The 17,640-nt window shown below is 72.1% G+C and carries 16 protein-coding genes; 10 read left to right on the top strand and 6 right to left on the bottom strand.

The annotated features are described in order from the left end of the window. Positions 1–2,244, bottom strand: a 2,244-nt coding sequence (locus ABTZ58_RS38730; protein WP_351367777.1) for an ATP-binding protein, incomplete at its 3' end; no start/stop codon positions are given. A gap of 303 nt (positions 2,245–2,547) precedes the next feature. Here ABTZ58_RS38730 and ABTZ58_RS38725 point away from each other — a divergent pair. From ABTZ58_RS38725 to ABTZ58_RS38690, 8 genes are all read left to right on the top strand, one after another. Further along, positions 2,548–3,132 carry an NADPH-dependent FMN reductase gene (locus ABTZ58_RS38725; RefSeq protein ID WP_351367774.1) on the top strand — a complete coding sequence of 195 codons (585 nt, stop codon included), beginning with the start codon at positions 2,548–2,550 and terminating at the stop codon, positions 3,130–3,132. A gap of 60 nt (positions 3,133–3,192) precedes the next feature. Then, entirely contained in the window at positions 3,193–4,773 is a 1,581-nt protein-coding gene (locus ABTZ58_RS38720) for an MFS transporter (RefSeq protein ID WP_351367771.1), read from the top strand. Positions 4,774–4,976: 203 nt separating this feature from the next. Next, entirely contained in the window at positions 4,977–6,194 is a 1,218-nt protein-coding gene (locus tag ABTZ58_RS38715; RefSeq protein ID WP_351367768.1) for a methyltransferase domain-containing protein, read from the top strand. A gap of 61 nt (positions 6,195–6,255) precedes the next feature. Beyond that, positions 6,256–7,035: an SDR family oxidoreductase gene (locus tag ABTZ58_RS38710; protein WP_351367765.1), complete on the top strand. Its 780-nt coding sequence runs from the start codon at positions 6,256–6,258 to the stop codon at positions 7,033–7,035. A 31-nt stretch (positions 7,036–7,066) separates the two neighbouring features. Next, positions 7,067–8,422: an FAD-dependent oxidoreductase gene (locus ABTZ58_RS38705; RefSeq protein ID WP_351367762.1), complete on the top strand. Its 1,356-nt coding sequence runs from the start codon at positions 7,067–7,069 to the stop codon at positions 8,420–8,422. Continuing rightward, the gene (locus tag ABTZ58_RS38700) at positions 8,419–9,537 is read left to right on the top strand and encodes a nucleotide disphospho-sugar-binding domain-containing protein (RefSeq protein WP_351367759.1); all 1,119 of its coding nucleotides are present in this window, start codon (positions 8,419–8,421) and stop codon (positions 9,535–9,537) included. Before ABTZ58_RS38705 ends, ABTZ58_RS38700 begins: the two co-directional genes overlap by 4 nt. 45 nt (positions 9,538–9,582) lie before the next feature. Further along, positions 9,583–10,161: a dTDP-4-dehydrorhamnose 3,5-epimerase family protein gene (locus tag ABTZ58_RS38695; RefSeq protein ID WP_351367756.1), complete on the top strand. Its 579-nt coding sequence runs from the start codon at positions 9,583–9,585 to the stop codon at positions 10,159–10,161. Then, the gene (locus ABTZ58_RS38690) at positions 10,158–11,180 is read left to right on the top strand and encodes a Gfo/Idh/MocA family protein (RefSeq protein ID WP_351367753.1); all 1,023 of its coding nucleotides are present in this window, start codon (positions 10,158–10,160) and stop codon (positions 11,178–11,180) included. Before ABTZ58_RS38695 ends, ABTZ58_RS38690 begins: the two co-directional genes overlap by 4 nt. A 216-nt stretch (positions 11,181–11,396) precedes the next feature. On the opposite strand, the gene ABTZ58_RS38685 is transcribed toward ABTZ58_RS38690, so the two are convergent. The 4 genes from ABTZ58_RS38685 to ABTZ58_RS38670 form a co-directional block, all read right to left on the bottom strand. After that, on the bottom strand, positions 11,397–12,332 hold the full coding sequence (locus ABTZ58_RS38685) for an oxygenase MpaB family protein (RefSeq protein ID WP_351367750.1): 936 nt from the start codon (positions 12,330–12,332) through the stop codon (positions 11,397–11,399). Positions 12,333–12,512: 180 nt separating this feature from the next. Continuing rightward, a complete protein-coding gene (locus ABTZ58_RS38680; RefSeq protein ID WP_351367747.1) occupies positions 12,513–13,118 on the bottom strand; it encodes a hypothetical protein in 606 nt (201 codons plus the stop codon). Positions 13,119–13,663: 545 nt separating this feature from the next. After that, a complete protein-coding gene (locus tag ABTZ58_RS38675; protein ID WP_351367744.1) occupies positions 13,664–13,837 on the bottom strand; it encodes a hypothetical protein in 174 nt (57 codons plus the stop codon). Positions 13,838–13,984: 147 nt separating this feature from the next. Then, complete coding sequence (locus ABTZ58_RS38670; RefSeq protein WP_351367741.1) at positions 13,985–14,284, bottom strand: hypothetical protein; 300 nt, start codon at positions 14,282–14,284, stop codon at positions 13,985–13,987. Positions 14,285–14,441: 157 nt separating this feature from the next. Between ABTZ58_RS38670 and ABTZ58_RS38665 the strand changes: the two genes are divergently transcribed. Continuing rightward, positions 14,442–16,070, top strand: a complete 1,629-nt coding sequence (locus ABTZ58_RS38665; RefSeq protein WP_351367738.1) for an FAD-binding oxidoreductase — start codon at positions 14,442–14,444, stop codon at positions 16,068–16,070. 109 nt (positions 16,071–16,179) lie between these two features. On the opposite strand, the gene ABTZ58_RS38660 is transcribed toward ABTZ58_RS38665, so the two are convergent. Further along, a complete protein-coding gene (locus tag ABTZ58_RS38660) occupies positions 16,180–17,088 on the bottom strand; it encodes an LLM class flavin-dependent oxidoreductase (RefSeq protein WP_351367735.1) in 909 nt (302 codons plus the stop codon). Positions 17,089–17,428: 340 nt separating this feature from the next. Here ABTZ58_RS38660 and ABTZ58_RS38655 point away from each other — a divergent pair. Continuing rightward, a partial coding sequence (locus tag ABTZ58_RS38655; protein WP_351367780.1) for a hypothetical protein occupies positions 17,429–17,640 on the top strand: 212 nt, incomplete at its 3' end.

Below are 17,640 nucleotides of genomic sequence, written 5' to 3'. Positions count from 1 at the left end.
CGCGTCGGCGGGCCCGAGCCCGGCCCCGGCCCCCCCGACCACCACGACGGCGGCCCGTCCGGCCAGGGCATGCAGACACAGCGACTCGGCGACGGCCTGGCTGGGCGGGGTCCGCGGCACCAGGGCGAGCGCCGCGGTCAGGGCACGTTCCGCCTCGCGGTTGCGGCCGCGCAGGTGCCAGTACCACGCCAGGGCGTTGACCAACCGCAGGGCCCGCTCACCGTCCCCGCTGTGCACGGCGCTCTCCAGCGCGGTGCGCAGGTTCGCCGTCTCGCTGTCGAGCCGGCGCAGCCACTCCCGCTGCCCGTGACCGCGCAGATGCGGCCTGGCCCGCTCGGCGAACGCGGTGTAGTAGGCGCGGTGGCGCAGCCGCAGGGCCTCCAGCTCACCGCTTGCACGCAACTGTTCCAGGCAGTACGCGGTGACGGACTCCAGCAGCCGGTAGCGCGGCCCGTCGACGCCGTCGCTCATGACCACCAGGGAGCAGTCCACCAGACGGGCCAGCAGGTCCAGCACCTCCGTGTGGTCCACGCCGGCACCCGCGCACAGTTCCTCCGCCGCCGCCAGCGAACAGCCGTCGGCGTGCACGGCCAGGCGGTGCAGCACCGCCCGCTCCCGGGTGCTCAGCAGGCCGCAGCTCCAGTCGATGACCGCGCGCAGCGTGCGGTGGCGCGCCGGGGCGTCACGGGCCCCGGCGGCCAGCAGCGTGAACCGGTCGTCGAGACGGGCGGCCAGCTCGTGCACACCCAGGGCGCGTACCCGGGTGGCCGCCATCTCCAGTGCCAGCGGGATGCCGTCGAGACGGCGGCAGACGGAGACCACGGGGGCGATGGTCTCCTCGCTCAGCCGGAAGCGGGGAGCGGCCGCGGAGGCCCGCGCCGCGAACAGTTCGACGGCGCTGAACCGCAGCACGTCCTCGGTGCTCAGGCCCGCGACGGACTGCGGCAGGTCCAGCGGAGGCACCTCCACGAGCTGCTCGCCGCCCACGCTGAGCGAGGTCTGGCTGGTGGTCATGATGTGCAGCCGCGGCGCCGCCCTGAGCAGCCGTGCCGCCAACTCGGCCACCGGCTCGACGACATGCTCGCAGTTGTCGAGGACCAGCAGGGCCGGCTCGTCGCCGAGGGCGTGCACCACCCGCGCGGTGGAGGAGAGCGGGTCACCGTCGGGGGAGGGGGAGGAGGTGATGTCGTCGCGCACGCCGAGCACCGCCTCGACCACCTCGTGCACCTCCGTGGCCGACGTGGCGGAGCGGTCGAGGGAGGCGAACTCCGCCAGCCAGACACCGCCTGGGAACTCCGGTCCGACCGCGGCCGCAGTCGCCAGGGCGAGCTGGGTCTTGCCCACGCCGCCCGAGCCGGTGAGGGTCACCAGCCGGTGCCGGCCGACGAGTGCGCGCAGCCGCTCGATCAGCGCGTCCCTGCCGATAAGGTCGACCGGCGGGGCGGGCAGGTTCGTCGGCGGCCGGGCCGCGGTGGTGCTCGGCGACGGCGCGGCCGCCAGGGCCGGGCTCTGGGTGAGGATCGCCTGGTGCAGCGCGGCCAGCTCGGGGGAGGGGTCCACGCCCAGCTCCTCGGCGAGCCGCTCGCGCAGCTCCCCGTAGCTGGTGAGGGCGGCGCTCTGCCGGCCGGCGAGATACAGGGCGCGGATGTGGGCCGTACGCAGCCGTTCCCGCAGCGGATGCGACCCCACCAGGTCTGCCAACTCGTCGGCGACCAAGGCGTGCTCGCCGAGCTCCAGCCGGGCCTCGGCCTGTTCCTCCAGCGCCGTCAGCCGCTGCTCCTCCAGACGGTCGGCGGCGGTGCGGGCGAACTCCTCGTCGACGAAGTCGGCGAACGCCGGCCCCCGCCACAGGGCCAGCGCCTCGGTCAACAGGTTCGTCCGGGTGCGGGGATCGGTGCTGTGACGGGCGCGGGCCGTCAGGTCGAGGAAGCGGTCGGCGTCGACGGACCCGGGCGGGACCACGAGCCCGTAGCCGGGAGGGCGGGAGACCACCAGGTCCCGGCCGCCGGGCGCGGCGTCCTCCAGGGCCCGGCGCAGCTGCCACACCTTGTTCTGCAGGACACCGGCGGGGTTGCTCGGCAGCTGCTCGCCCCACAGGTCGTCGATCAGCCGGTCCACGGACACGGGCCGGCCACGGTGGATCAACAGCGCGGTGAGCAGAGCACGCACCTTCAGCTCCGGCACCCGCACCGGCCGTCCCTCATCCGTCCACACCGCCAGCGGGCCGAGCACCCCGAAACGCATGTGATCACGCTAGCCGAACCGGGCGGCCCGCGACAGGACGATGCGGCGCGAAGACGGCCGGGAGCCACCGGCCGAGAGGGACCGGGAGCCACCGGCCGAGAGGGACTGGGAGGCGTCGGCCGAGAGCGGCCGGGAGGCGACCGGCCGGCGGTGACCGCGCGGCGCCGGCCGGGGATGACCGAGCGCGCCGGCCAAGAGGCGCCGGCCGAGAGGACCGAGAGGGGCCGAGAGCGGACCGGGAGCGGGCCGGGAGCGGTGCCGGGCACCGTGGGAGCCGAGGACCCGAGCCCACGGAGGGGAACCATGCCTGAGCCGAAACTGCGGGTGTCCGTCATCATCGGCAGCATCCGCAACGGCCGATTCGGGCCCACGGCGGCCCGCTGGATCGCGGACGAGGCGGCCAAGCGCGAGGATCTCGCCGTCGACGTGATCGACCTGGCGAAAGTGTGGCTGCCCGACGTGCTGCCGGCGGACGAGCACGCGGAGCGGCCGGCCGCCGTCCAGGACCTGGCGCCGTGGCTGGCCCGCGCCGACGCGTTCATCATCGTGACCCCGGAGTACAACCACAGCTTCCCCGCCTCGCTCAAGAACGCCATCGACTGGTACGTCGACGAGTGGAAGGCCAAGCCGGTCGCGTTCGTCTCCTACGGCGGCATCGCCGGCGGGCTGCGCGCCGTCGCCCATCTGCGCGAGATTCTGCCCGGTCTGCACGCCGTGACGGTCCGTGACTCCGTCGCCTTCCCCGAGTACTGGAACCGCTTCGACGAGCAGGGCCGGCTGGTGAACGCCACGGAGTGCGAGGCCGCGGCCAAGACGATGCTCGACCAGCTGACCTGGTGGGGGCGCACCCTGCGCGACGCGCGGGCCGTACGGCCCTACCCCGGCTGACGCCCCCCGCACCGTTCCCGTGGTCCGCACCACACCGTCCCCGACCCTGGAAGGACACCCATGTCATCTCATGTCTCCCCGGCGACGCCGGTGAAGGCAGGGACCCGTGAGTGGCTCGGTCTCGCCGTGCTCGCCCTGCCCACGCTGCTGCTGGCGCTCGATCAGAGCGTGCTGTTCCTCGCGCTGCCGCACCTGGCGGAGTCCCTGCACCCCACCGGCACCCAGACGCTGTGGATCATGGACATCTACGGCTTCATGATCGCCGGTTTCCTGGTCACCATGGGAACGCTCGGCGACCGGATCGGCCGGCGCAGGCTGCTGCTGATCGGCGCCACCTTCGTCGGCGCCACCTCACTGCTGGCGGCCTACTCCACCAGCGCCGAGATGCTGATCGCCACCCGGGCGCTGCTCGGTGTCGCCGCGGCCACCCTGATGCCCTCCACACTCGCGCTGATCAGCAACATGTTCCAGGACCCGGGGCAGCGCGGCCGGGCCATCGCGGTGTGGGCCAGCTGCTTCATGGCGGGCACCGCGCTCGGCCCCATGATCGGCGGCGTGATGCTGGACTACTTCTGGTGGGGTTCGGTCTTCCTGCTCGGCGTCCCGGTCATGGTCATCCTGCTGATCGCGGGTCCCGTCCTGCTCCCCGAGTACCGTGACCCCGACGGGGGCCGGCTCGACCTGTTCAGCGTCGCGCTCTCGCTGGGCACCATCCTGCCGGTCATCTTCGGCCTCAAGGAGATCGCCCGCTACGGCTGGCAGCCGCTGCCCCTGCTGGTGATCGTGGCCGGCCTGGCCGTCGGCGTGGTCTTCGTCCGCCGCCAGACCCGGCTGACGCACCCGCTGCTCGACCTGCGCCTGTTCCGCTCCGGCGCCTTCACCTCGGCGCTGCTCGTGCTGATGCTGGCGATGGCCACCATGGGCGGCAGCTACCTGTTCATCACCGGCTTCCTGCAGATGGTCGAGGGCCTGTCGCCCACCGCCGCCGGCCTGTGGATGGTGCCGTCGGCGCTCGCCTCGATCGTGGCGGCGATGATCGCCCCCAGCCTCACCAAGCGGCTGCCCATGGGCCTGGTGATCGGCGGCGGTCTCGCCCTGACGACCGTCGGCTACCTCCTGGTCGCGTTCGTCGACCCGGTGGGCGGACTCCCGCTGCTGATCACCGGCTTCGTGATCGCCTTCTTCGGCACGGGACCGATCGGCGCCCTGGGCACCAACCTCGTGGTCAGTTCCGCCCCGCCGGAGAAGGGCGGTTCCGCCGCCTCCCTGTCCGAGACGAGCGGCGAGTTCGGCGTCTCGCTCGGCGTCGCGGCGTTCGGCAGCCTCGGCACCGCGCTCTACCGCGGGGACATCACCGTCCCGCAGGGCGTGCCGGCCGAGCAGGCCCAGGCGGTGCGCGGCGGCATGGAAGGCGCGATCGTCGCCGCCCAGGACCTGCCCGCAGACCTGCGCGACCAGGTGCTGACCGCGGCGCGCGAGGCCTACACCGGCGGGCTGAACGTCGTCGGCGTCGTCTGCGCCTCGCTCATCGCCGTCACCGCGGTGCTGGCGGTGACCCTGCTGCGCAAGGTGGGCGGCACCCCGCCCGCCGAGGACGAGCCGGCCGCCGCCCGGCAGGAGTCCGTCCCGGCCGGTTCCTGACCGCCGAACGTCCCGGCGCGGGCCCTTCGCCACCCCGGCGAAGGGCCCGCGCCGTTTCTCCGCGCCGGGGCAAGCCGCTGACCTGACACATGAGGCGGCCCGCTCATGGACCTCCCTCCCCGGCCGTCGACAGCATGGACTCGTGCGCTCGCGTTCCCCGGCGCGCCAAACCGCCCGCCCTCGACACGCAAAGGAATCCGTCCATGGTCCAATGCCGAATCTGCGGTGGTCCGGTCGATGAGTTCTTCGACTTCGGCCGGCAGCCCGTCTCCGATTCCTTCGTGACGCCGGAGACGGCGGGCAGCGAGTTCTACTTCCGGCTGGCCGCCGGTGTCTGCACCGAGTGCACCATGGTGCAGCTCATCGAAGAGGTGCCCCGCGAGAAGATGTTCCACGAGGACTACCCGTACCGCTCGGCGGGCTCGGCCGTCATGCGCGAGCACTTCGAGAAGTACGCGCACCGGCTGCTGGACGGTGAACTCGCCGGCGACGACCCCTTCGTGGTGGAGATCGGCTCCAACGACGGGACCATGCTGAAGACGATCGGCCGGGCCGGCGTGCGCCACCTCGGCGTCGACCCCTCCGCGCAGGTCGCCGAGTTCGCCAAGGCCGCGGGCGTACGGGTGCGCACGGACTTCTTCCAGGACTCCAGCGCACGCGACATCGCCGCGGCCGACGGACCCGCCGACGTGATCTTCTCCGCGAACACCGTCAGCCACATCGCCTACATCGGCTCGGTGTTCCGGGGCGTGGACGCACTGCTCGGACCCGACGGCGTCTTCGTCATCGAGGACCGCTACCTCGGCTCGATCATCGGGCAGAACGCCTTCGACCAGATCTACGACGAGCACTTCTACCTCTTCTCGGTCGGCTCCGTACAGGCCATGGCCCGGCGCTTCGGCTTCGAACTGGCCGACGTGGAGCCGCTGTCCGTGCACGGCGGGTCCATGCGGTACACCATCGCCCGTCCCGGACGGCGGACCGTCTCCGCGGCCGTCACCGAGCACATCGAGCGCGAGCGCGAGGCGGGCCTGGGCAGGCCGGAGACCTACCACCGCTTCGCGCGGCACGTGGACAAGAGCTGCCGCGACCTGGTGCGGCTGCTCACCGACCTGCGCGAGCGGGGCCACTCCGTGGTCGGCTACGGCGCCACCGCGAAGAGCGCCACCGTCCTCAACTACTGCGGGATCGGCCCCGACCTGGTCCCGTTCATCTGCGACAACACCCCCGCCAAGCAGGGCCGGCTCGCCCCGGGCACGCACATCCCCATCCGGCCGTCCGAGCAGTTCTCCCAGCCCTACCCCGACTACGCCCTGCTCTTCGCCTGGAACCACGCCGAGGAAATCCTGGCCAAGGAAAGGGAGTTCCGGGCCGCGGGCGGCAAGTGGATCCTCTACGTGCCCGACGTCCACATCGTCTGATCTCCCGCCAGGGACCACATAACGGGCCATGAAGGCCCCCGAACTCCAACCGGAAGGTGTCATGAACAAGTACGCCGGCAAGAAGGCCGTGGTCACCGGCGGCACGCACGGCATCGGCATGGCCGTGGTGAAGAAGCTCCTCGACGGCGGAGCGGAGGTGCTGCTGACCGGTCTCAACGAGAAGAACGTCGAGGCCGCCCGCGCCGAACTCGGCCCGCGCGCCCACGTGCTGCGCTCCGACGCGGCGAGGATGTCCGACATCGACGCCCTCGGCAAGGCGGTCGAGGAGACGCTGGGCGAGGTCGACTTCGTCTTCGTCAACGTCGGTTACCTGAAGTTCGGTTCCCTCAGCCAGGTCACCGAGGAAACCTACGACCGCATGTTCGACACCAACACCAAGGGCGCCTTCTTCACCGCGCAGCGGCTCGCGCCCCTGGTCAAGAACGGCGGCTCGTTCGTCTTCACCACCGCCGTCGCCGTCGGCATGGGCTTCGTCGCCACCAGCGTCGGCACCGGCATGAAGTCCGCCATCCGCGCCTTCTCCAAGGTCTTCGCCTCCGAGCTGCTGCCGCGTGGCATCCGCGTCAACACGGTCAGCCCCGGCTTCACCGACACCCCCACCATGGGCATCGCCGAGATCTCCGACGAACTGCGCGCCGCCAACATCAAGGAGGGCGTCGAGCTGACCCCCATGCGCCGCTTCGGCACCCCTGAGGAGGTCGCCGACGCGGTGCTCTTCCTCGCCTTCGACGCCACCTTCACCACCGGCGTCGACCTGCCCGTCGACGGCGGCCTCGGCCAGGGCCTGGAGTGGCCGCACGACGAGATCGTCGAACACTGACCCGGTCGGACCAGCAGACGGAGGTGGAGCGATGACCAGTCGCACACAACGCACCAGGACCGCGGTGATCGGCGGTGGCATGGCCGGCTGCGCCGCCGCCCGTCAGCTGCTGCGCAGCGGCCGCGAGGTGGTCGTCTTCGAAGCGGCGGACGGACTCGGCGGCCGGGCCCGCTCCTGGCACCGCCCGGAGATCGAGCCCGACGTCGGCATCAACCTGATGTACGTCAGCTTCTACAAGCTGATGACCCAGCTCATCAAGGAGTACGGGCTGGAGGACGAGCTGATCCGGATCTCCAGCAACGTCTGGATCTCCGACCACGGCAAGGCCGTGCCGCTCTCCTCCGACTCCCCGCTCAGCCTGCTCCGCTACCGGCACGTCAAGCTGCGCGACCGGGTCGCCTTCCTGCTGACCACCCTCGCCCAGGTCGCGCGCAAGAAGAAGCTCGACCTGTTCGACCCGGTCAAGTCGGCCCCGTTCGACGACGGGCAGAGCGCCGCCGACTGGGGCTACCGGCGGGTCTCCAAGCGCGGCTTCGACTTCCTGCTACGCCCCCAGATCGAGGGCTTCTGGAACTTCGCCTGCGAGGAGATCTCCGCCGTCCACGCCCGAGCCCTGCTCGCCTGGATGGGCGGCTCCGGCTTCTACGTGCTGCGCGACGGCATGGAGATCCTCGCCGAGAAGAACGCCGAGGGAGCCGACCTGCGGCTGTCGCACGAGGTCACCGGCATCCAGCAGGACGGCACCGCTGTCGTCGTCGCCGCCGTCGGCCCGGACGGCACCCCGGTCACCGAGACCTTCGACGAGGTCGTCGTGGCCACGCCCGCGCCGATCGCGGCCAAGCTCGTCGCCACGCTGCCCGCGCAGACCGTGGGCGAGGAGACCCGCCGGTTCCTGGAGACGCAGAAGTACGAGCCGGCCCTGTCCGTCTCGTTCCTGGTCGACAAGGGCACCCTGCCCGCCGAGGCGCACATCGTGGCCGGCGGCCCCGAGGACCCGCCCCTGCGCAACATGATCACCTACCCGCGCACGGTGCGGGACGAGCGGGGACGGCCCGTCGAGAAGCTCCTCGTGTTCACCTACCCCGGCCGCGCCAACACCCGCCGCCTGCTCGGCCGTCCCGCCGAGGAGCAGTTCAGCGAGGTGAGCAAGATGCTGACGTCGCTGTGGCCGGAGTTCCCGGTGGCAAGCGCCGAGCCGTTCCAGATCGCGGAGCGGCCCTACGGGTTCCCCATCCCCGCGCCGGGCCGCTACCGCCGCTCCGTGGCGGTCCTGAAGCAGCAGCGGCCTCCGGTCGTCTTCGCCGGCGACTACTTCAACTCCCCCACGACGGAAGCGGCGATGCTCTCGGGAGTCCGGGCCGCCGCGGCACTCACGAAGGCAGGTTGAGACAGCCCATGAAGGTCCTGTTCATTCCCGGAAACAGCCCTTACCCGATCTTCTCCCACACCCCGCTCGCCACGGCCGTGCGCAATGCCGGACACCAGGTGTTCATGGGCGGCATCGACTGGGTGCTGCCCAACATCGCCAGCGTCGGCCTGCCCGCCGTGAAGATCTCCCCGGTGTCGATGGAGGAGGTCAGTGCCTTCATGGGCGCCATGCCGGACGACCCGGCCGAGCAGCTCAAGGCGGTGGGCCGGGTCTACGCCGAGATCGCCGTGGACAGCCTGGACCGCCTGCTCGACCTGGCCGACCACTGGCGGCCCGACCTCGTCGTCGGCGGCGGCATGTTCTACACCGCCCCGCTGCTCGCCGACCACCTGGACATCCCCAGCGTGCGCCTGGAATGGGACCGCATCGACTCCCGTGCCTACGACCCGGGCGCCGAGCCCGTGCTCGCCCCGGTCCTCGCCGAACTGGGCCTGCAGAAGCTGCCCGACCCCGACCTGTGGCTCGACGTGTGTCCGCCCAGCCTGCGGCCCGACGACGCGGTCCCCGCCAAGCTCATGCGCTGGGTTCCGGGCAACCCCCAGAAGCCGCTGGAGCCGTGGATGTACACCAAGGGCGACCGCCCCCGCGTCTACATCACCGCCGGAACCCGGCTGTTCAGCGGCGAGGGACTGCGCGACATGGCGCGCAGCGTCGGCAAGCTCGGCGCCGAGGTCGTGGTCGGCGCCCCCGAGGTCGTCGCCGCGGAACTGCGCGAGGAGGTGCCCGAGGCGCGCGTCGGCTGGGTGCCGCTCGACGTACTGGCCCCCACCTGCGACGTCATCATCCACCACGGGGGCGGCGGCACCGACATGACCGCCCTGCACGCCGGCGTCCCGCAGCTGATCGCCCACCCCGAGTACCCCACCACCGCCACCCGCCGGATCGTCGAGTACGGCGCCGCCACCCTGGTCGAGTCGGGCGGCTACGAGGAGATCAACGCGGCCTGCGAGCTGCTGCTGAAGGACCCCTCGTACCGCGAGCGGGCGCGGGAGATCTCCCGGGAGATGGCCCAGCTGCCCCCGGCCCACGAGATCGTCCGCGACCTGGAGCGCCTGGTGGCCGACCGGACCTGAACCGGCCGGCAGGCCCCGCCCCCTGCGACAGGAGAGGAGAACGCGGTGCGTATCGCCGCGACGTCGATCCCCGGGGCGTACCTGGTGACCCCCGAGCAACTGCCGGACGAGCGCGGCGCCTTCTGGGAGGGCATGCGCGCCGACAAACTCGAGAAGGTGCTGGGTGAGCCGTTCGTGCCCCGGCAGATCAGCTACTCCGTGTCCCGCCGCAACACCCTGCGCGGCATCCACACGGTGGCCGTACCGCCCGGGCAGGCCAAGTACGTCAGCTGCGTACGCGGCGCGCTGCGCGACATCATCGTCGACCTGCGCGTCGGCTCACCCACCTTCGGCCGGCACCACGTCTGCACCCTCGACGCGTCCTCCGGCCGCTCCCTCTACATTCCCGAGGGCGTGGGCCACGGCTTCAAGGCCCTCAGCGACGACACCTGCATCTGCTACGTGATGTCGACCGTCTACGAGCCGGGCACTCAGATCGACATCGACCCCTTCGATCCCGAACTGGCCCTGCCCTGGGACCTCACCGAGGAACCCCTGATGTCCCCGAAGGACAGGGCCGCGCCCGGCCTCGCGCAGACCCTGGCCGCCGGGGTGCTGCCCCGCTGGAACCAGGAGACACCGTGACAGACGTCCTCCGCGTCGGCGTGCTCGGCAGCGCGGAGATCGCGCGCCGCCGGATGCTGCCGGCCTTCGCCCGCTCCGCGGCCTTCGAGGTCGCCGCGATCGCCTCCCGGGACCCGGACCGCGGCGCGGCGGCCGCCGCACCCTACGGCGCGCGGGTGCTGCCCGACTACGCCCGGCTGATCGAGGACGGCGACGTGGACGCCGTCTACGTCCCGTTGCCGCTCGCCCTGCACGCCGAGTGGGTCGAGGCGGCCCTGCGCGCGGGCAAGCACGTGCTGGCCGAGAAACCGCTGAGCACCTCCCCGCAGGTCAGCGCGGACCTGTTCGCGCTGGCCCGCCGCCGCGGCCTGGTTCTGATGGAGAACGTCATGTTCGTCCACCACGGCCAGCACGCTCGGGTGCGCCGGCTCGTCGCGCAGGGCGTCATCGGCGAACCGCGCTTCTTCCAGGCGACGTTCACCGTGCCCCGGCGCCCGGCCGGAGACATCCGCTACCGCCCCGAACTGGGCGGTGGCGCCCTGTGGGACACCGGCGTCTACCCGGTGCGCGCCGCGCAGCTCCTGCTCGGCACCGGCTTGACCGTCGTGGGCGCCGTCACCACGGCCGCCGCGGGCTTCGACGTCGACACCTCCGGGGCCGCCCTGCTGCGCCGGCCCGGCGACGGCGTCGGTGTCCAGCTGTCCTACGGCCTCGACCACGCCTATCGCAGCTCCTACGAGATCGGGGGCAGCTCCGGCCGGCTGACCCTCGACATGGCGTTCACCCCGCCCGCCGACCATGTCCCCGTGCTCCGGCTCGACGACTCGTCCGGCAGCCGGGAGCTGCGGCTGGAGCCCGAGGACCAGGTGGCCGACACCGTCGCTGCGTTCGCCGAGGCGGTGCGTCGCGGCGCCGTCGACACCGAGCACGAGCGGGCCACGCTGGAGCAGGCCCGGCTGCTGCGCGACATCCTCGACAGCGCGGCCGCGGCTTCGGCCTCTGTGGCGGCACCGGCGCCGGCTCCGGTGCCGAGCGACTGAGCACCGCGCCGGGCGGCGCGCACACGACCGAGCGGCACACGGTCCGACCGTGTGCCGCTCGGTCATGAGGCGGAGAGATGGGTCAGGCGCGCGGGGCCGGTCACGGGGCCGGCCCCGGAGGCCGGATCGCGCGGGCCGGTCAAGGGGCGACCGTGCCGTGGCGATCCGGTGGGGCGGTCGCAGGACCGTGCCGTGACGACCCGGCGGGGGCGGCGCTCAGCCGGCCTTACCCCCGACCGTGTGCGCGGGACCCAGCTCCTCCATCTTGAACTCACCCGTGGGGAAGCTGGGCGTGGGCAGCGGATCGGGGTAGGCGGCCTCCTTGCGCGGCGGCTGCCGGCGCACATAGGCCGCCCGCGCCTTGAGCGCGGCGTCCACCGCCAGCCGCAGCAGCCGCGACGGCTCGGACACGCCGAACGCCTTGCGCATGTGCGGGGTCAGGAGGGCGGGCAGTGCGGCCGCCGCCACCTTGCGTCCCAGCGGCTGGAGCCGCTTCGGGAGCCAGGCCGCCATGGGCTCGATGACCGTGTTCCGCAGCACCTGCCACAGCGTCACGGCCTCCGGCGAGTACGCGAACGTCCGCTCCACGTACTCGTCGTGGAACCGGGCGAACTCCTCGTACGAGCCCGGGATGTCCTTCAGGCCCATGAGTTCGCCCTGCTCCCGCATGTGCAGGTACGCCGCGGTCCGCTCCTGGTCGGTCAGCGGCCGCCAGCCGTACCGGTCCACCCAGCGGATCTGGATGAGCATGCTGGTGGCGAGGACGAACAGGTACTCCTCGTTGCTGATGCTCCACTGCTTCTTCTCGTCGCTGATGTGGCGGACCGCGTTCTTGTGGATGCGGTTCATCTGCCGGACCGCCGCCCGGCCGCGCTCGTCCTTGAACCCGCGCCGCACCATCTCCAGGCTGATGAGGGCGAAGTGCTCCATGCGCCGCTGCGTGTTGTGGGTCAGCTCCCCGGTGCGCACCAGGAGCGCGGCCATGTGAGGCGGTGCGACGCTGTTGCAGAACGCCAGCGCGCCCGCGACGCTGAAGTCCCACGGGAACTCGTAGCCCATGTCGAGCCACCAGATGCGGCTGTACTCCTCCTTGACGTCCATGCCCTGGATCTCCCGGAGTCGGGCATACCGTTCGTTCCTGTCGATGGCCATGGTGCGGCCTCTCCTCTCGCCGGTCACCTCGGAAAACAGCGGGTCGGCTGACGCCCGGGCCGTACGGCCGTTGCGCCCGTGCCGGTGGCGGGGGAGCAGCGGGACGACGGCTCCCGCGCGACGACCATGCCCGAAGGAGGCGCCGTCCGCCCCGCGACGCGTGCGACTGCGTCAAGTCGGTCACCGGCGCGCCGCGTCCCCCCGGCACCGGAGCCGGAAAACGAAAGAAGGGGTGACCGGACGGCGGGAACGAGCGGCGCGGCCCGCGCACCGCCTCACCCGACGACGCTGCCGGGGCGTTTCGGTCACCCGGGTGCCGTGCGCCCCGGTCCACCGGGGCACCGGGCAGGTCAGCCCTGGCTCTGGAGCCGCTTCACAGCAGCTCCAGGCGCTTGATCTTGGTGGTCGCGGTCTGCGGCAGGCCTTCCAGCCGCCACGGCACCGGGTCGGCCCTCTGCGGCAGTCGACCACCGCGGACTTCCACGCCACCGCATCCAGCGGCTGGTCGCCCCGCGTCGACACCACCGGCACGGGCCGGTCGCCCGGCCCCGGCACGATGACCACCTCGGTGAGCTCGGGCAGCCTCGCGAACAGCTTGTCCTCGATCTCCAGGGTGCTGTCGATGCCGGGGATCTCGTCGACCTCCCGGTCCAGCAGGCGCAGGCGGCCCCACTTGGCGCGGTAAGCCACGTCGCCCATGCGCCACCGGTCGCCGTCGGCCCGCTTCTCCCGGGGTTCGTGCTTCCCGAGGGAGGTGACGATCCGGCCGTTGCTCTTGGAAGTCATGCCGAGAGCGTCGCAGCACCCCCGGCGGGCCGTCAGACACTCGACCCCGTATTAGTCAGGTCCGCAACGGAACTGGTGCGTCCGCTCCAGGGGCCGCCGCCGTCGTGCGGGGAGCGGCCGTCGAGGGGTTCCGTTGCCCTGCGGGCTGGTTGACATGGCGGCCTTGCGAGGCGAATTGCTGGCGGGACGCTCGCCGGGGTGGGTTGCCCGGCCGGTCACCGTACCCCGGGTGGTCACCGTACCCCGCGCGGGCGGGAATGCGGGTGGGCGGACCCCCGGGCGGCGGGGACCGTCTGCGCCTGCGCACTCCGCGGACCCGCCTCGCACTCCGCCCCGTGCTCCGCGCCCGCCGCCGCACTCCCCCCCCCCGCATCCGCCGCGGACCTAACCGTCGTGGTGCAGGACGATCTTGCCGCGCGGCCTTGCCCTCCTCCACGAGGCGGTGAGCCTCCGCCGCCGCGCTCAGGGACAGCGCGTGCACGGCGGACGGGCGCGGTGAACCGTCCGCGAGAAGGCGGGGGATGAGCCCGGCCGCCTCGGCGAGTTCACCCACCGAAGCCTGCGAGATGGCGAACCCGACGATCGAGCAGTCCTGCAACGTGCAGCCGGCCCGCGGGCAGCGTGGGAGCCGTGTTCATCCCCAGCACGGTCCTGCCCCGCCTGGCCAGCAGGTCCACCGCGGTCGGCAGGTCGTTGCGCGCGGAGGTGTCCACGTACATGTCGACCCCGAGGGCGCGGCCCCGCGGATCCGCTCGGCCGCCCGGGGATCCCGGTCGTCGACGAAACCCCCGCGCCCAGCGCCCGCACCCGCTCCTCGCCGGCCGCGCCCGCCACGGCGATGACCCGGGCACCCGCGCGCGCCGCCATCAGCACCGGGGCGCCGCCCACGTTCCCGCCCGCTCCCACGACGACCACCGTCTCGCCGACCCGCAGACGGCCGTGCGTGAACAGCCCCAGGTACGCCGTCGCGGCCGGATGGCCACGGCCACCACGTCGGCCGCCGGCACCCCGGCGGGCAGCCGGTACAGCCGGTCCGGTCCCGGCCGAGGCGTGGGCAACTCGCCGTACCGGATCACGTCCGGCGAGCCGAACTCTTCCACGTAGGCGGCAATCATGGTGCCGATCCTGCCGCAGACCACGATCCCCGAGCCCGTCGACGCGTCCACGGTGTGTCACCTGGCCCGGCCCCGCAGCACCTCAACGTGACGGTCCGAGAGGCTACTTGACAAAGATGCGGGGCTCCTGTGTCAGCCCTGCCCGGCCGTGGGCACGCTGGGGCCGCTTGGCAACCCACAAGGACGCCCTCGCCGAATGGAGCTGCATATGAGTATGTTGAACAGGCGACGGTTCATGGCCGGAGCGGGCGCCGCTGTGGCCACCTCCGGGACCGTCACCGCACTCGGTACGCTGTCGCCCGCCGCGCACGCGGCCCCCGGGACCGCCTCCGGCGCGATCCCGACCGTCAGACCCGGTGACCCTCGGTACGCCGACATGGTGTCGGGCATGAACGCCCGCCTCGTCGGCACCCCCGAGGCCGTCCGGCTGCCCGCCACCACGCAGCAGGTGGTCCAGGTGGTGCGCGAGGCCATCGAGGCCGGCAAGCGGATCGTGGTGCGCAGCGGCGGTCACTGCTTCGAGGACTTCGTCTTCAACAAGGAGGCCCAGATCATCGCCGACCTGCGGCTGATGAACCGGGTCGGCTACGACGAGCGGCGGCGCGCCTTCTTCGTCGAGCCCGGCGCCACCCTCCTCGACATCTACGAGACCCTGCACAACGGCTGGGGCGTGACGATCCCCGGCGGCGGCTGCCACAGCGTCGGCGCGGGCGGGCACTTCGCGGGCGGCGGATACGGTGTCCTGTCCCGGGCGCACGGCATCGTCATCGACCACGTGTACGCCGCCGAGGTCGTCACGGTCGACCGCAAGGGCCGGGTGCGGGCCGTCGTGGCCACGCGGGAGCCGAACGACCCCCACCGCGACCTGCTGTGGGCGCTCGCCGGCGGTGGTGGCGGCAACTTCGGCATCGTCACCAAGTACTGGCTGCGCAGCCGCGGCGCCAAGGGCAACGACCCCAGCCGGCTGCTGCCCCGGCCGCCGTCCCGGGTCGTCTACACCCAGGTCACCTGGCCCTGGGAGCAGATCACGGAGGCCGGCTTCACCAACCTGCTGCGCAAGTACGGCCAGTGGTCCAAGGACAACGCCTCCCTCGACTCGGAGTACCTGGACCTCGGGCACTGGCTGTTCCTCAACCACGTGTCGGCCGGCACCCTCTTCCTCGTGGCGCAGATCGACGCCGACAAGCCCGGCGCCCAGCAGCGGATGGACGCCTTCGTCGACTTCCTCAGCGACGCCATGGGCGCCCGGCCGAACTGGCACGACTCCCAGAACCTGCCGTTCATGAAGGCCACCACCTACAGCACCACCGGCGGTGAGACCCTCAACAACCCGAACCTGCGAACCTTCCACAAGTCCGCGTTCGTCAAGGACGTCTTCCCGCAGCGCCAGATCGACGCGCTGTACAAGCACCTGACCCGCAAGGACTACAACAACACCTACAGCTACATCGTGCTGGCCTCCGCGGGCGGCCGGATCAACGAGCTGGGCCCGCACGACACCCCGGCGCCGCACCGCGACTCGCACCTGGTGATGTTCTACGAGTCGTACTGGCACCGCGCCGACCAGGACGAGGCCAACATCGCCTGGCTGCGCGACATCTACCGCGACGTGTACGCCGACACCGGCGGCGTCCCCGTGCCCAACGACGTCACCGACGGCTGCTACATCAACTACCCGGACAACGACCTCAGCGACCCCGAGTTCAACAAGTCCGGCATCCCCTGGCACCAGCTCTACTACAAGGACAACTACGCGCGGCTGCGGAAGGTCAAGGCCGCCTGGGACCCGCGCAACGTCTTCCGCCACCGGCAGTCCATCGAGCTGCCGGGCAGGTGACACTCCCGCCACACGAAGCGGGCTGGGCGACCGGCCGGGTCGCACAGCCCGCTTCCGCGCCGCGTCCGCCCCGGCCGGCACAAGGACTCCGGCCGGGACGGAGCGGACCTCACAGCAACGCGCGCGCCTCGGCGATGAGTTCCACCTGCCGCTCCCAGTCACCGCCGTCGACCAGGAGGTCGAGATGGTCGGCGCCGGCCTCCGCGTAGGCGGCGAACCGCTCCGCGGCCTCCTTCGGGCTGCCGCCGATCGGCACCAGCCGCGCCTCCTCGGGTGACAGCCCGTACATGTCCACCAGGCTCTTCTCGAACGCGACGCGCGCGGAGCGCACAGACTCCTCGTCACCGAGCCCGGCGTGCAGCCACACCGTGGTGCTCGGCGCGGGCCGCCCCGCCTCCTCGGCGGCCTCCCGCAACTTCGCGACACCGCGGGCCACCGTCGCCGGGGAGACCATCGACGGCAACCAGCCGTCCGCGTGCAGCGCGGCCCGCCGGATCGCGTTGTCGGAATTGCCGCCGACCAGCACCGGCGGCGCCGGCACGGCCGGTGCGAGCGTCAGAGCGGTGCCGTCCGGCAGCGTCGTCTCCTCGCCGGCGAGCAACCCCGGCAGCAGCTCGAGGGAGCGCACCAGCCGTGTGTTGCGGCCCTCCGCTGCGGCGCCCACGGCCTGCCAGAACGGAGTCCCGGGGGCTCCGCCCGACCCGACACCGAGGATGACCCGGTTGCCGGACAGATGCTGCAGCGTGCCGATCTGGGCGGCGGTCCAGGCGATGTTCCGCAGCGGCAGCACCAGGAGGCTGAAACGCAGGTCGACCCGCGTGGTGACGGCGGCGGCGGCCGAGAGCGCGACGGTGGCCTCCAGGGCCGGCGCGCCGTTGCCCATGATGAAGTCGGACACGGACACGGAATCCAGACCGGCCTGTTCGACGTGGCGGGCGCCGGCCGCTATGCCTGGGAAGCCCTTCGGCGCCAGGTCGGCCATGGTGGGCAGGGAAATGCCGACTTTGATCGCTGGCAAGACATCCTCCGTGTCGCATGACGAATGGGAACGCCACCGCCGGGGGCGGACCACCGGACCCCTCCGGGGATCTGACCGCATGGCGATGGCCGTTGCAGCCTAGCGACGCAGGGCGGGCCGGACCGGGACGAGGCCCGCACTATGTCAGCTTGCCTCCCCGCCGGGGCGCGCGCCCCGTGAACGGACACTTGACGAAGCCCTGGGTACCGCGTTGCCCCGCGGACACGCGATGGGGTCCACTCGTGCCGTTGTCAGGCAGACGCCGGGGCGCCAGGACCGCCCGGCTCAGAGATGCCCGGCGGGTGCTCGTGGTCAGGACGACTCTGGAGTCACAACCGACATGACTGTTGTAGCCAAGGACCCCGGCGACATCGTCAAGGGGCGGAAGCCGGTCACGCGCCTGGACCGGGTGATCATCAGGTTCGCGGGGGACTCGGGTGACGGTATGCAGCTCACCGGTGACCGTTTCACCTCGGAGACCGCGTCGTTCGGCAACGACCTGTCGACGCTGCCGAACTTCCCGGCCGAGATCCGGGCGCCCGCAGGCACGCT

The sequence above is a fragment of the Streptomyces sp. NPDC094143 genome (assembly GCF_040303825.1).
In the GTDB taxonomy this organism is placed as follows: domain Bacteria; phylum Actinomycetota; class Actinomycetes; order Streptomycetales; family Streptomycetaceae; genus Streptomyces.
This window is presented reverse-complemented; position numbering and strand designations above follow the sequence as displayed.

What these genes read in the sequence shown, in the direction of transcription:
- ABTZ58_RS38725 (WP_351367774.1), top strand. Translation starts at nt 2,548, where the DNA reads ATGCCTGAGCCGAAACTGCGGGTGTCCGTCATCATCGGCAGCATCCGC.
- ABTZ58_RS38720 (WP_351367771.1), top strand. Translation starts at nt 3,193, where the DNA reads ATGTCATCTCATGTCTCCCCGGCGACGCCGGTGAAGGCAGGGACCCGT.
- ABTZ58_RS38715 (WP_351367768.1), top strand. Translation starts at nt 4,977, where the DNA reads ATGGTCCAATGCCGAATCTGCGGTGGTCCGGTCGATGAGTTCTTCGAC.
- ABTZ58_RS38710 (WP_351367765.1), top strand. Translation starts at nt 6,256, where the DNA reads ATGAACAAGTACGCCGGCAAGAAGGCCGTGGTCACCGGCGGCACGCAC.
- ABTZ58_RS38705 (WP_351367762.1), top strand. Translation starts at nt 7,067, where the DNA reads ATGACCAGTCGCACACAACGCACCAGGACCGCGGTGATCGGCGGTGGC.
- ABTZ58_RS38685 (WP_351367750.1), bottom strand. Translation starts at nt 12,332, where the DNA reads ATGGCCATCGACAGGAACGAACGGTATGCCCGACTCCGGGAGATCCAG.
- ABTZ58_RS38680 (WP_351367747.1), bottom strand. Translation starts at nt 13,118, where the DNA reads ATGACTTCCAAGAGCAACGGCCGGATCGTCACCTCCCTCGGGAAGCAC.
- ABTZ58_RS38675 (WP_351367744.1), bottom strand. Translation starts at nt 13,837, where the DNA reads ATGTACGTGGACACCTCCGCGCGCAACGACCTGCCGACCGCGGTGGAC.
- ABTZ58_RS38665 (WP_351367738.1), top strand. Translation starts at nt 14,442, where the DNA reads ATGAGTATGTTGAACAGGCGACGGTTCATGGCCGGAGCGGGCGCCGCT.